Raw genomic sequence first — 13,401 nt, 5'->3', positions numbered from 1 at the left:
TTGTAAAGCTTCCGGGGTCAGTCGCGACGGGCCCCGGCGTCGACGGACGCCGCCACCCGTTCGGGCGTCAGCGCGTCCAGCGGTACGCGCTCGCCGTCGGCCGCCCGCACCACGTCGTCGACGAGGCTCGCCCGGTCGCCGTCGCCGGCGTCCACGACGAGCACCTCGGCGTCGCGGTCCGCGAGCGCGCTCGCCGCCGCTCGGGTGTCGCTGGTCGGCTGGTCGGTCCCGCCGTTCGCGCGCCCGTCCGTGACGACGACCACGACGGCGGCGTCCGGGTCCGCGCGCGCCACCACCTCGTCGGCCGCCCGCAGGCCCGCCGGCAGCGGCGTCCTGTCGCCCGTCGGCAGCGACTTGAGGTGGCGCGCGGCGAGCGTCACGCTGTCCGTCGGCGGGAGCACCACGTCCGCGTCCTCGCCGGCGAACGTCACGACGGCGACCTCGTCGCGGCGCTCGTAGGCGTCCCGCAGCAGGTCGAGCGCGACGCCCTTCGCGGCGCGCATCGGCCCGCGCATCGACGCGCTGGCGTCCACCGCGAACACCACGAGCGCGGACGCCGACCCCGAACGGACGGACTGCCGGAGGTCGCGGGACTCGACGCTGTCGCTCCCGCGCGCGGCGGCCGCCCGGACCGACGCCGCCGCGTCCACGCTGTCGGTCGCCGACGCGCGCTCGGTCCGCACGCGCGGGCCGCGGCCCTCCGTACTCGGCGTCGCCGTCGCGCGACCGTCGCCCGCCGCCTGCTCGGCCGTCGGCGACGCCGGCTCTGGCGCGGCAGCGTCACCGGGGTCGGCTGCCTCGGCGCGCGGCTGACCGGGCACGAGCGGCACCGCCTCCTCAGAGTCATCGCCGCCGCGGTCCGACTCGCCGTCCCCCGAATCGTCGCGCCCGTCGCGCTCGCTGTCGCGGCCGTCCCCCGCAGAGCCGCCGTCGCCGCCGGTCGCCGCCGGCCCGGGCTGTGGCTCCTCGCCGTCCCCGTCGCCGGTCTCCGTCGGCTCCCCGTCTCCGGCGTCCGGACCGCCACCGCCGTCGGGTGCGTTCTCGCTGTCGTCAGCGTCCGCATCCCCTCTCTCGTCACCGTCTGCACCCTCGCCACCGTCACCGTCCATGTCCTCGCTCGGTTCGGTGGCGTCGTCGCTGTCGCTGTGTTCCGGGTCGTCGTCGCCGTCCGCGAAGTGGTCGTCGACGACCTCCTCGGGGTCCGGGGCGTCCTCGAACGGCCGGGACTGGAGGCGGTGCGGGAGCGCGAACTCGGCGGCGCGCTGGACGTCGGCCTCGGTGACCGTGGGGCGGCCGTCGAGCGCGGCGAGGGTGCGCGCGGCCCGGGCCGTCGCGAGGTCCGCGCGGTGGCCGTCGACCCCCGCGTCGCGACAGAGTTCGGCGACCTCGCGCGCCAGCGAGTCGGGGAGGTCGACCTCGGGGAGCAGGTCGCGGGCGTCGAGCAGGCGGTCGCGGACGGCGCTGGTCTCCGCGGCGTAGTCGCCGTCGAAGCCGTCGAGCGCGCGGTCGAGGATTTCGACGCGGTCGTCCAGGTCGTCGCTGCCAGCGACGGCGACGTGGAGGGCGAACCGGTCGCGGAACTGCGGCCGGAGGTCGCCCTCCTCGGGGTTCATCGTCCCGACGAGCGTGAAATCGGCGGGGTGGGTGACGCTGACGCCGTCGCGCTCGACGCGGTTGACGCCGGCGGCGGCGGCGTCCAGCAGGACGTCCACGAGGTGGTCGTCGAGGAGATTCACCTCGTCAACGTAGAGGATGCCCCGGTTCGCCCGCGCGAGTAAACCTGGGTTGAACTCGGCGTCGCCGGCCAGGGCGTCGGTGACGGACAGCGAGCCGACGACGCGGTCGCGGGCGGCACCGAGGGGGAGCGTGACGAACGGGACGGCGCGGGTCTCGACCGGCGGGTCGTCGCGGTCGCGGCAGTCCGCGCACTGGCGGTCCGGGTCGTCCGGCGGGCAGCCGTAGGGACAGTCGGCGACGGCGCGCTGGTCGGGGAGGAGGTCGGCGAGCGCGCGGGCGGCCGTGGACTTCGCCGTGCCCTTCTCGCCGGCGACGAGCAGGCCGTCGAGGGCGTCGTCGGCGGCGACGGTGAGCAGGGCCGTCTTGAGGTCCTGCTGCCCGACGACGGCGGGGAACGGCACGCTCGCCCGGTCGCCGGGCGACACCTTTTTGCCGTTTCCTAGTTCAACCATACTTGTAATACCGCAATGAGGGTTTAACAGAGTTATGTCTGAGATTGCACTCTACACGGCGACCGAGAACGAACTCGGCTCCATCCAGGCGGCCGCCGAGCGCGTCGACGCGGACCTCGTCGCGCGCTCGGAGAGCGACCTCGACGACGACACCGACGTCGAGGCGTTCCTCGACGCCGCGGCCGGGGCCGACGCCGCCGTGTTCTGGCTGCACGGTGCCGAGGACAGCATGCCCGGCTACGACCGCGCCACCCGACGGCTCGCGGACGCCGGCGTCCCGCTCGTCGTGAAGTCCACGGGCGACGCGTACGCCGTCGAGGACACAACCGTCGCCGCCGAGGACCGGGACACCGTCTACGAGTACCTCGAACGGGGCGGCACGGCAAACGTCGCCAACTGCCTGCGCTTCCTCGCGGACCGCTACTCGGCCAGCGAGTTCGCGTACGACGCCCCCGTCGCGCTCCCCACCGAGGGCGTCTACCACCCCGACCACCCCGGCGTCGAGTACGACGAGCTGCGCGCGACCTTCGACCCCGAGCAGCCGACCGTCGCGGTCTGGTTCTACGAGTCCCACTGGACCCACGAGAACACCCGCTACGTCGACGCGCTCGTCCGCTCGCTGGAGGCACAGGGCGCGAACGCGCTCCCCGTCTTCTGCAATCCGGCGACGGACAGCGACGAACAGGAAGACGCCGAGTGGGTGACCGACGAGTGGCTGATTGACGGCGAGGCGTCGGAGACGCCTCGAACTGGAGGTGGTGGAACCGCCGACGGTGAGCCGGTCGTCGACGCCGTCCTCTCCTCGTTCATGTTCTCGCTGTCGATGGACGAGCGCGGCCGGTCGGCGAGCGACGAGGGCGATTCGGCCGAGGACGTGTTCCTCGACCGCCTCGGCGTCCCCGTCCTCCAGACGGTGACGACGATGCGCTCGCGGTCCCGCTACGACTCGGCGGACACGGGCGTGATGGGCTTCGAACTCGCGCTCTCGGTCGCGCTGCCGGAGTTCGACGGGAACGTCATCACGCACCCGATTTCGGGCAAGGAGCGCACCGACGACGACGCGGGCATCGGCTCCGCGCCGAAACAGCACTTCCCGATCGAGGACCGCGTCGAGCACGCCACCAGCCTCACCGTGAACTGGGCGCGGCTGCGGCACCTCGACAACGACGAGAAGCAGGTCGCGGTCGTGCTCCACAACTACCCGCCGAGCGACGACGGCATCGGCACCGCGTTCGGCCTCGACACGCCCGAGAGCACGGTGAATCTGCTCGACGAGCTAGTCGAGAGGGGGTACGACCTCGGTGGAGCGACCCCACCCGAGGGGCAGGCGCTCATCGAACAGTTGACCAGCCAGCTCACGCTGGACGACCGCTGGGTCGCGCCCGAGGACGTGCGCGAGCACAGCGTCGACGTGGTCTCCACGGACGAGTACGCGGACTGGTGGGCGGACGCCGACCCCGAGTTCCGCGAGAACGTGGTCGAGGAGTGGGGCGACCCGCCCGAGCGTCCGTTCGCGATTCCCGGCGTCGAGTACGGGAACGTCCTCGTCACCGTTCAGCCGCCCCGCGGCTTCGGCATGGACCCGGAGAAGGTCTACCACGACAGCGACCTCCAGCCGCCCCACGACTACTACGCGTTCTACGCGTGGCTCCGCGAGGACTTCGACGCGGACGCCGTCGTCCACCTCGGCACGCACGGGAGCCTGGAGTGGTTGCCGGGGAAGACCGTCGGCCTCGACGCCGAGAGCGCGCCCGACGCGCTGCTCGGGGACCTGCCGAACGTCTACCCGTACATCGTCAACAACCCCGGGGAGGGCACGCAGGCCAAGCGCCGGTCGTACGCCGCGGTCGTGGACTACCTCACGCCCGTCATGCGCACCGCCGGCACGTACGACGAACTCGCCGAGTTGGAGGAGTTGGCCTCGCGCTACCGGGAAGCGGGCACCGGGAGCGGCGCGGACGCCGAGGCTCACCTCGCCGACCGCATCCGCGAGCAGGTCGACGACCTCGACCTCGCGGTCGAACTCGGAATTGCGGGGGAAATCGCCGAGAAAGCCGACGTGCGCGGCCCGGACGAAGCCGGCACGTCGCTCGCAGACGGCGACGTGGACGGCGACGACGTGGACATCGACGAACTGGTCGAGCGCGTCCACGAGTACGTCACGGACGTGAAGACCACCCAGATCCGCATGGGGCTCCACACGATGGGCGAAGCGCCCGACGGCGACCGGCTCGTGGAGTACCTCGTCGCGCTCACGCGCCTGGAGAACCCGGGCGCACCGTCGCTCCGCGAATCGGTCGCGGGCGTGCTGGGCGTGGACTACGATACGATGCTCGACTCGCCGGGGGAGTACAGCGACGACCTCGGCATGACGTACGCCGAGGCCGCCGACGAGGTGTACGAGACGAGCGTCGACCTCGTGGCGACGCTCGCCGCAGAGGGCTTCGACGTGCCGGCGTCGAACGTCGAGGCCGGTCCCGACGACGAGGTGAACATGAACCTCCTCGTGGTCGACATCGACACGCTCGGGGACGCGCGAGCGCAGTCCGGCGCGCACGACGACCTGCGCGAGGTGCTGGAGTTCATCTGCGAGGAGGCCGCGCCGCGGGTGTTCGGCGCGGAGACCGAGATTCCCCAGACGGCGGACGCGCTGAACGGCGAGTACGTCGAACCGGGCGGGAGCGGCGCGCCCACGCGGGGCGGCGTCGACCTCCTGCCGACCGGCCGGAACTTCTACACGCTTGACCCCCGGAAGGTCCCCGCCAGAACGGCGTGGGACGTGGGGAAGGAAGTCGCCGACGGCGTCGCGGAGCGCCACCGGGAAGACGAGGGCGAGTACCCCGAGGAAATCGGGGTCGTCGCGTGGGGCACCCCGACTGTCCGAACGCGCGGGGAGACCATCGCGCAGGTGCTCGGCCTGATGGGCGTCCGGCCGGTCTGGACGGACGCCGGCCGCGTCGACGACGTGGAGCCGATTCCGCTGGACGAACTCGACCGACCGCGAATCGACGTGACGACCCGGGTCTCGGGGCTGTTCCGGGACGCGTTCCCGCAGGCCGCGGGCGTGATTCACGACGCCGTCGACGCGGTCGTCGACCTCGACGAACCCCACGACCGGAACTACGTGAAGAAACACGTCGAGGCGGAGGCGGCCGAACTCGAAGCCGAGGGCGTCGAGAACCCCGAAGCGGCGGCGAAACACCGCGTGTTCACGACGCGGCCCGGCGGCTACGGCGCGGGGACGAACAAGGCGGTCGACGAAGGCGAGTGGGAGGACCGCTCGGACCTCGCCGACGTCTACGTGCAGTGGGGCGGCTACGCGATGGGGTCGCGGGGCCGCGTCAGCGAGGCCCACGACGCCTTCGAGCGCCGCCTCGGGAACGTCGACGCGACGGTGAAAATCGAGGACACGATGGAGCAAGACGAGTTCGACTCCTCGGACTGGTACGCGTTCCACGGCGGCTTCATCACCGCGGTCGCCGAGGAGTCCGGCGAGGAGCCGGCCTCCTACGTCGGTGACTCCAGCGACCCCGACAACGTCGACGTGTACACGAACGAACAGAAGGTCCGGAAGGCGATGCGCGCCCGCGTCCTCAACCCCGACTGGCTGGACTCGATGGAGGACCACGGCTACAAGGGGGCCGGCGACCTCTCCTCGACAGTCGACGTGACCCTCGGCTGGGACGCGACCACCGGCGTCGTCTCGGACCGGCTCTGGGACGACGTGGCCGAGCAGTACGCCTTCGACAGCGAGCGCCAGGACTGGATGCGGGACGTGAACCCGTGGGCGCTGTCGTCCATCACGGACACGCTCCTGGAAGCCGTCGAGCGCGACCTCTGGGACGCCGACGAGGACACCGAGGAACGGCTGCGCGACCTGAACATGCAGGTGGAGGGCGACCTGGAAGCGAGGGCGTCCAGCGGGCCGGCGGACGGCGAGGCCGCCGACACGGACACCTCGGAGGTGAACGCTGATGACGACTGACGGCGACGCGGACGGCGACTTCGAGGCGTACGCCGACCTCGGCGCGACGACGGCGAACGCGATGGAGATTGCGGAGACGAGCATGGACCGCGTGCGCGAGCTGGTGCCCGACGAGACGCTCGCCGACCGCGTTCGCCAGAAGTCCGTGCACGCGACCGGCGACCCCGAGTTCCAGCACCTGGTGCGGTTCACGGGCGGCGACGACTCGCAGCCCGTTCGCGCGGGCGCTCGGGCCGTCCTCGACGAGGCCCCCATCGTGACGGACATCACGATGGTGAAAGCGGGCATCACGGGCCGCGGCCACGACTGCGAGGTGCGGAAGGCCATCGGGAACGGCGCGGACCTCGCGGCCGAGACGGGGATGACGCGGACCGCCGCGTCCGTCCTCGAACTCGACAGACAGGGCGTCTACGACGGCGCAATCGCCGTGATCGGGAACGCGCCGACGGCGGCGCTCGCGCTCGCGGACTGCATCGAGGACGGCACCCGGCCGGCGGTCGTCGTCGCGACGCCGGTCGGCTTCGTGAAGGCCGCGGAGAGCCGACAGCGCCTGCGCGAGGTCGCCGGCGAGCACGGCGTCCCCGCCATCACGAACGTCGGGCGGCGCGGCGGCAGCGGCCTCGCCGCGGGGCTGACGAACGAACTGGTCCACGTCGCCAGCGACGTGCGCGACGGCGACGAGACGCTGGACGGCCGATGAGCGACGACTACGACCTCGACTCGGGGCCCGACCCGGCTGACTTCGCCGCGCGGCGGCCCGAGGCGGTCCCCGGAGACGGCGAGCGAACCGTCCACGCCGTCGGCATTGGTCCCGGGAACACGGCGTTCCTGACGCCCCGCGGCGAGCGCGCGATTCGCGAGGCGGACGTCGTGGTGGGCTTCGAGACGGTCGTCGACTTCGTCGGCGGCCTGACGGACGCCGACCTGCTGACGTGTGGCTACCGCGACGAGGGCGAGACGCTGTCGGCGTTCGCCGACCGCGTGGCGGCGGGCGAGCGCGGGACGGCGGTGCTGATGGGCGATCCGAACCACTCCGGCTACCAGTTCGTCGGGAAAGTCGAGCGGGCCGTCGGCGCGCCCGTCCGGGTCGTTCCGGGCATTTCGTCGCTCCAGGTGGCCGCGAGCAGGGCGCGCACGCCGATGGAGGACACCGAGTTCGTCACCCTGCACAAGAGCGGCGACCTGACTGCGGACCTCGCGCGGCTCCGGGACCGGGTCGGTGACCGCCACCTGCTCGTGCTGCCGCGGCCCTTCGACCTGATGCCGGGCGACGTGGCGGCCGACCTGCTGGACGCTGGCGCGGACCCGTCGCTGGACGCGCTCGTGCTGGAGCGACTGACCCACGACGACGAGGCAGTCACGCGGTCGACGCTCGGCGACCTCGCGGCGCACGCGGGCGAGGAGACGCCGTTCTCGGACCTGTCGGTGCTGGCGGTGCGCCGGGAGTAGCTGTCGTCAGTCGCTGGCCGCAATCGCTTCGAGCGCGGCGAGCACCCGCCACGCGAAGTAGCCGACACCGACGACGAGCGAGGGGAGGAGGCCGAGTAGCGGCTGGCGAGCCACCAGCACCGAGTACGCGAACACGGCACCGAGGGTGGCGACGATACCGATAGTCCACGACCGGGGGAGGGCGGGCGGCGAGTAGTCGGTCACGGCGGCAGTCCGCACAGAACGACGTTAATAGTTTCGGCTGCGACAGATTGCCGGCGGCCGGGGTCGACGCCGCAGCCCGGTTATCGCCCCTCGCCGTCCGCGGCGAACGCGGTCGCGTCCGCGGTCAGCGAGTCGTCGACGCTCTCGGCGTCCTCGCGCTCGGCGAGGACGCGCTTCTCGGCGACCAGCCCCGCCACGGCGTCCGTGAGCCGGGGGTGGGTGCCGAGGACGTCGGCGTACGCGAGGCCGCCCCGGTCGAGTTCGAGCCGGTCGGGGATGTCGCGGTCGGTGGCGTCGCTGCCGGCGACGAACAGGGGGACGGCGACCGCGTCGTCGGCGTCGAGGTTGTACCGCAGGCACTCGGCGGCGGGGTTCTGAACGAGGAAGGCGGTGGAGACATCCTCGTAGTCGCCGCGCTCGCGGAGGCGCGCGGCGTGGTACTCGGCGACCTGCCGGTGGTAGGGCTGGGAGCTGGCACCGAGCGCGACGAGGCCGACCGCGGCGGGGTCGCCGGCGGCGGCTTCGGTGGCGCGGTCGTGGAGGGCGTCCGTGACGGCACCGCTGCGGCAGACGGGCTCGCAGTAGTGGACGGCGGCGTCGACGCGAGCCAGCGCCGCGGGGACGTCGACGGTGGTTTCGCGGGCGTGCGCGGCGGTCATCGGCACCGCGAACGCGCGGTCGGCGTCGACGCGAGCCAGCGGGTCGCGGAGGTCCCGCCGCGGTTCGTGTTCGTAGTGGCAGGCGTGGACGGCGTCCGCGACGCCGCGGTCGCGGAGCCGCCGGGCGTGCGTGGCGAGCGTTTCGCGGGCGTGGGGCGTGTCCCGGCCGAGGAGGACGAGCGCGTCGCGTGTCATGGGTGTATAAAGTTGGGTTGTATTAGCCCAACTCCGATTGATTACGTGGTGTCGCGAGACCCCCTAATAGCTTGCGCTGACCGAGCCGAACCAAGGCAGACCTGAAGACACGACCGCTGAATTAAAGTCCGGTTGTGTTCTCTGGGTAGGCATGTCCGGTACGTCCGATACGCTGTTCGCGCTCGCCGCGGGGTCGACGCAGACGGCCGCAATCGAGGGCATCAGCGCGGCCGGTGCCGACCCGACGCTCATGGCCCACACGCCCAGCGCGGACGCCGAACTGCTCGCGTACGGCCGGACGGCGCGCGCTCCCGTCGTCCCCGTCAGCCCCACCGGGTGCCCGACTCCGGCGGTCGTCACGCGCGCCGTCCGCGAGCGGCTGGGCTTCGAGACCGTCGTCCTCGACGCGGGGCTCGCCGAACCAACCGGTGCGCCGACTATCGACCTCGGTGCGGCGCGGGGCGGCGACGTCCGCGACTCCGAACCGGTGCCCGACGCCGCAGAGATTTTCGAGACGGCGCGAACGCTCGGCAGCGACCTCCCCGCGGACCGCCTCGTCGTCGCCGAGACCGTGCCCGGCGGCACCACGACGGCGATGGGCGTCCTCGCCGCGCTCGGGGAGCGCCGCGCCGTCTCCTCCTCGCTCCCGGAGAACCCGCTCGAACTCAAACGCGAGGTCGTCGACGCGGGGCTCGCCGCCAGCGACCTCGACGCCGGCGACCTCGCCGGCGAGCCCACGGAGGCCGTCCGCCGGATGGGCGACCCCGTGCTCGCCGCGGTCTCGGGGCTCGCAGCGGGCGCGCTCGACGCCGACGCGGACGTGACGCTCGCGGGCGGCACGCAGCTCGCCACCGCCGGCGCGCTCGTCCGCCACGCCGGGGTCGAGGACGGCCTCGAACTCGCGACTACGTCGTTCGTCGCCGGCGACGACTCCGCGCGCATCCGCGACCTCGCCGCCGACCAATCCCTCGACCTCACTGTCACCGACCCCGGCTTCGAGGCGCGCGACTCGCACCCGGCGATGGCGGCCTACCTCGCCGGCGAAGCGAAAGAAGGCGTCGGGATGGGCGGCGCGCTCGCGCTCGCCGCCGAGGCGGACCTCGGCATGGACGCGGTCCGAGAGTCTATCGTCGAGGTCTACGACCGCGTGACCGACCCGGTGGAGGAACCGGCGTGAGAGGGTTCGTCCTCGGCGGGACCGCCTCGGGCGTCGGGAAGACCGTGGCGACGCTCGCGGTCCTGCGCGCGCTCGACGACGCCGGCTACGACCCCCAGCCGGCGAAGGCCGGCCCGGACTTCATCGACCCGAGCCACCACGAGGCGGTCGCGGAGAAACCCTCGCGCTCGCTCGACCCGTGGCTCGCGGGCGAAGCCGGAACGCGCCGGACCTACTACCGGGGCGAGGGCGACGTCTGCGTCGTCGAGGGGATGATGGGGCTCTACGACGGCTCCGTGGCGAGTACGGCGGGTGTGGCCGAAGTCCTCGACCTCCCGGTCGTGCTGGTCGCGGACGCCAGCGCCGGGATGCAGAGCGTCGGCGCGACGGCCCTCGGCTTCCGGGAATACGCCGCCGAAGCCGGCGTCAACGTGGACGTGGTCGGCGTGCTCGCCCAGCGCGCCCACGGCGGCCGCCACGAAGCCGGCATCCGGGACGCGCTCCCGGACGGCGTCGACTACCTCGGCCGGATTCCGCCCGTCGACGCCCTCGAAATCCCCGAGCGCCATCTCGGCCTCCGGATGGGCGACGAAGCGCCGGTCGACCCCGACGCACTGGACGCGGCCGCCGAGCACGTCGACGCCGAGCGGCTCGTCGATCTGGCCCGGGAGCCGCCCCGGCCGGAGCCCGCAGCGCCCGGCCCGGCCACCGAGAACCGGGTGGCGGTCGCCGACGACGCGGCGTTCTGCTTCGAGTACCCAGCGACCCGGCAGCGCCTCCGGGCGCGCGCCGACGTGGTGCCGTTCTCGCCCGTCGCGGGCGACGACCTCCCCGACTGCGACGGCGTCTACCTCCCCGGCGGCTACCCCGAGTTGCACGCCGACGCGCTCGCGGACTCGCCCGCGCTCGACGCGCTCGCCGACCGGGCCGCGGACGGTCTCCCCGTTCTCGGCGAGTGCGGCGGCCTGATGGCGCTCGCGGAGTCACTGACGACGACGGACGGCGACTCGCACGCGATGGCGGGCGTGCTGCCCGCGGACGTGACGATGCGCGAGCGCTACCAGGCCCTCGACCACGTGAAACTCCGGGCGCGCGGGGACACGCTCACGGCGAGTGCGGGTGACCGGCTGCGCGGCCACGAGTTCCACTACTCCGAGGGCGACGTGGCCGGCGACGCCCGGTTCGCGTTCGACGTCGAGCGCGGCGACGGCATCACGGGCGACCGGGACGGCCTCACAGAGTACGACACCCTCGGCACGTACGCGCACGTCCACGCCGAGAGCAGCGCCTTCGACCGCTTCCTCGATTCACTATGACCGACGACACCACCGACGACGAGCACGGCACCGACGACCCGCTCCGACCGACCGAGATTGCGCCCGGCGAGCCCGAGGAGTTCGGGCTCGTGCAGGCGTGGTGGGGCGACGGCAAGGGGAAGACGACGGCCGCCCTCGGGATGGGGCTGCGGGCGGCCGGCCACGGCTACCGCGTCCACCTCCTCCAGTTCATGAAAGGCGGGACGAGCACCGTCGAGGACGTGCGCGGCGAGTACGCTGCCCTCGAGGCGCTGCCGGGCGCGAGCTACGAGAACTCCGGGCACTACGGCTGGCACGGCTTCCACGACGGCAGCGACGACGACGAACACGAGGCCCGCGCACAGGGCGGCCTCGCCCGCGCCCGAGAAATCGTCGACGCGTCCAGGGGCGTCGACGGGTCGCTTCCGCTCGACGGCGACCCCGAGGACGGCGTCCACATGCTGATTCTGGACGAGATTCTGTACGCGGCGGGCCGCGGGCTCGTCGACCTGGAGGACGTGCTGGACCTGATCCGGGACAAGCCCGACGGCCTCGAACTCGTGCTCACCGGGAGCCACGAGGAGCCGACCTACCTCCTCGACGAGGCGGACCTCGTGACCGAGGTGCGCAAGCAGCGCCACCCCATCGAGAACGGCCACAGCGCCCGGAAGGGCACCGAGTTCTGAGATGACGACCGACGGCGCGGACGGCAGCGACCGCGAGGAGGAGCGAGCGGCGGACTGCCGAACCGTCCTCGTCGCCGGGACGGCGTCCCACGTCGGGAAGAGCACGGTGGCGGCCGGGCTCTGCCGGCACCTCGCCGACCGCGGCGTCGCCGTCGCGCCGTTCAAAGCCCAGAACATGAGCAACAACGCTCGCGCCGTCCCGGTCGCCGCGGGCGCGGACCGCGACGCCGCCTGGGGCGAAATCGGCGTCTCCCAGTACGTTCAGGCCCGGGCGGCGAGGACGCCGGCGTCGACCGACCACAACCCGGTCCTCCTCAAACCCCGGGGGGACGCCGAGAGCCAGGTCGTCCTCGACGGGCAGGCCGTCGGCCACTACGCCGCCGGCGACTACTACGACGAACACTGGGCCGACGCCCGCGAAACCGCCGTCGCCGCCCACGAGCGCCTCGCCGACGCCAACGATGTCGTGGTGGCGGAGGGCGCGGGCAGCATCGCCGAGATAAACCTCCAGGACCGCGATTTGGCGAATCTGGAGGTGGCGCGGTTCGCAGACGCGGCAATCCTGCTCGTCGTGGACATCGAGCGCGGCGGCGCGTTCGCGAGCCTCTACGGCACGCTCGAACTGCTCCCCGGGGACGTGCGCGACCGGGTCGCCGGGGCCGTCGTCACGAAGTTCCGGGGCGACCCGGGCCTCCTGGAGCCGGGCATCGCCGAAATCGAGGAGCGCACCGGCGTCCCGATTCTGGGCGTGCTCCCCTACGACGACCCGGGGCTCCCCGAGGAGGACTCCGTCTCCCTGCCGGACGGCGAGACCGAAGCGACCCGGGGCACCGACGACGGCGTACCGGACGCCCGGTCCGTCACGGTCGCCGTCCCCCGGCTGTCGCGCATCTCGAACGCCACCGACCTCGAACCGCTCGCTCGCACGCCGGGCGTCCGAGTCAGCTACGTCCCGCCGGACGGCTCGCTCGCCGGCGCTGACGCCGTCGTGCTCCCGGGCACGAAGAACACCGTCGACGACCTCCGGGAGCTCCGAGCGGCCGGGTTCGGCGACGAACTCCGCGCGTTCGACGGCCCGGTCGTCGGGCTCTGCGGCGGCTACCAGCTGCTCGGCGAGCGCATCACGAACGCCGACCGCGAATCCACCGGCGACGTCGAGACCGTCGAGGGCGTCGGTCTGCTGCCTGTCGAGTCCGACTTCCGCGCCGACAAGCGCGTCGAAGCTGTCTCCCGGACACTGGACGCCTGCGAGGCGCTGGGCGACGCGACTGGCGGCGTCTCGGGCTACGAGATTCACGCGGGCCGCACCCGCGTCCCCGACGACCTCCCGAACCCCGTGGGGCCGACGAGCGCGGCGGTCGACCGCGTCCTCGGCACGTACCTCCACGGGCTCTTCGAGAACGACGCCGCCCGCGAGGGGTTCGTGGACGCCGTCTTCGCACACGCGAACCGCGGCCGACCGGCGGCCGGCGTCGACCCCGGGTCGCCGTACGACGCGGCCGCCGCTCTCGTCCGCGAACACGTCGACCTCGCCGCGCTCGGCCTCCCGGGGTGACCGATGGCCGCGACCGACCGATTCAAGT

10 protein-coding genes are annotated in these 13,401 nt (G+C 72.9%); 7 read left to right on the top strand and 3 right to left on the bottom strand.

The genetic code is table 11. The features are described from left to right. Positions 1-17 precede the first annotated feature (17 nt). On the bottom strand, positions 18-2,189 hold the full coding sequence (locus BMW35_RS13350) for a VWA domain-containing protein (RefSeq protein ID WP_089670035.1): 2,172 nt from the start codon (positions 2,187-2,189) through the stop codon (positions 18-20). Positions 2,190-2,223: 34 nt separating this feature from the next. Between BMW35_RS13350 and cobN the strand changes: the two genes are divergently transcribed. The 3 genes from cobN to BMW35_RS13335 are packed head-to-tail and all read left to right on the top strand — an operon-like array spanning position 2,224 to position 7,623. After that, a complete protein-coding gene (cobN, locus tag BMW35_RS13345; protein ID WP_089670034.1) occupies positions 2,224-6,174 on the top strand; it encodes a cobaltochelatase subunit CobN in 3,951 nt (1,316 codons plus the stop codon). After that, positions 6,164-6,874 (top strand): precorrin-8X methylmutase, encoded by a 711-nt coding sequence (locus BMW35_RS13340; protein WP_089670033.1) that lies wholly within the window; start codon positions 6,164-6,166, stop codon positions 6,872-6,874. The genes cobN and BMW35_RS13340 overlap by 11 nt, the downstream gene beginning before the upstream one ends. Beyond that, positions 6,871-7,623, top strand: a complete 753-nt coding sequence (locus BMW35_RS13335; protein WP_089670032.1) for a cobalt-precorrin-7 (C(5))-methyltransferase — start codon at positions 6,871-6,873, stop codon at positions 7,621-7,623. The genes BMW35_RS13340 and BMW35_RS13335 overlap by 4 nt, the downstream gene beginning before the upstream one ends. Before the next feature lie 6 nt (positions 7,624-7,629). Here the strand turns inward: BMW35_RS13335 and BMW35_RS13330 are convergent, their stop codons facing one another. Beyond that, positions 7,630-7,827: a DUF8066 domain-containing protein gene (locus BMW35_RS13330; protein ID WP_089670031.1), complete on the bottom strand. Its 198-nt coding sequence runs from the start codon at positions 7,825-7,827 to the stop codon at positions 7,630-7,632. Between the two features lie 80 nt (positions 7,828-7,907). Continuing rightward, positions 7,908-8,681: a sirohydrochlorin chelatase gene (locus tag BMW35_RS13325; RefSeq protein WP_089670030.1), complete on the bottom strand. Its 774-nt coding sequence runs from the start codon at positions 8,679-8,681 to the stop codon at positions 7,908-7,910. 151 nt (positions 8,682-8,832) lie between these two features. Here BMW35_RS13325 and BMW35_RS13320 point away from each other — a divergent pair, with 151 nt between their 5' ends. The 4 genes from BMW35_RS13320 to BMW35_RS13305 are packed head-to-tail and all read left to right on the top strand — an operon-like array spanning position 8,833 to position 13,373. Next, complete coding sequence (locus BMW35_RS13320) at positions 8,833-9,858, top strand: nicotinate-nucleotide--dimethylbenzimidazole phosphoribosyltransferase (RefSeq protein WP_089670029.1); 1,026 nt, start codon at positions 8,833-8,835, stop codon at positions 9,856-9,858. Beyond that, a complete protein-coding gene (locus tag BMW35_RS13315) occupies positions 9,855-11,153 on the top strand; it encodes a cobyrinic acid a,c-diamide synthase (protein WP_089670028.1) in 1,299 nt (432 codons plus the stop codon). The genes BMW35_RS13320 and BMW35_RS13315 overlap by 4 nt, the downstream gene beginning before the upstream one ends. Next, positions 11,150-11,818 (top strand): cob(I)yrinic acid a,c-diamide adenosyltransferase, encoded by a 669-nt coding sequence (locus BMW35_RS13310; RefSeq protein ID WP_089670027.1) that lies wholly within the window; start codon positions 11,150-11,152, stop codon positions 11,816-11,818. Before BMW35_RS13315 ends, BMW35_RS13310 begins: the two co-directional genes overlap by 4 nt. 1 nt (position 11,819) lies before the next feature. Continuing rightward, positions 11,820-13,373, top strand: a complete 1,554-nt coding sequence (locus tag BMW35_RS13305) for a cobyric acid synthase (RefSeq protein ID WP_089670026.1) — start codon at positions 11,820-11,822, stop codon at positions 13,371-13,373. The last annotated feature ends 28 nt before the right edge of the window (positions 13,374-13,401 follow it).

Source organism: Halobacterium jilantaiense, assembly GCF_900110535.1.
GTDB lineage: Archaea > Halobacteriota > Halobacteria > Halobacteriales > Halobacteriaceae > Halobacterium > Halobacterium jilantaiense.
This window is presented reverse-complemented; position numbering and strand designations above follow the sequence as displayed.

Excerpts from the sequence above, each read along its gene's own strand:
- BMW35_RS13350 (WP_089670035.1), bottom strand. The coding sequence starts at position 2,189 with ATGGTTGAACTAGGAAACGGCAAAAAGGTGTCGCCCGGCGACCGGGCG.
- cobN (WP_089670034.1), top strand. The coding sequence starts at position 2,224 with ATGTCTGAGATTGCACTCTACACGGCGACCGAGAACGAACTCGGCTCC.
- BMW35_RS13340 (WP_089670033.1), top strand. The coding sequence starts at position 6,164 with ATGACGACTGACGGCGACGCGGACGGCGACTTCGAGGCGTACGCCGAC.
- BMW35_RS13335 (WP_089670032.1), top strand. The coding sequence starts at position 6,871 with ATGAGCGACGACTACGACCTCGACTCGGGGCCCGACCCGGCTGACTTC.
- BMW35_RS13325 (WP_089670030.1), bottom strand. The coding sequence starts at position 8,681 with ATGACACGCGACGCGCTCGTCCTCCTCGGCCGGGACACGCCCCACGCC.
- BMW35_RS13320 (WP_089670029.1), top strand. The coding sequence starts at position 8,833 with ATGTCCGGTACGTCCGATACGCTGTTCGCGCTCGCCGCGGGGTCGACG.
- BMW35_RS13310 (WP_089670027.1), top strand. The coding sequence starts at position 11,150 with ATGACCGACGACACCACCGACGACGAGCACGGCACCGACGACCCGCTC.
- BMW35_RS13305 (WP_089670026.1), top strand. The coding sequence starts at position 11,820 with ATGACGACCGACGGCGCGGACGGCAGCGACCGCGAGGAGGAGCGAGCG.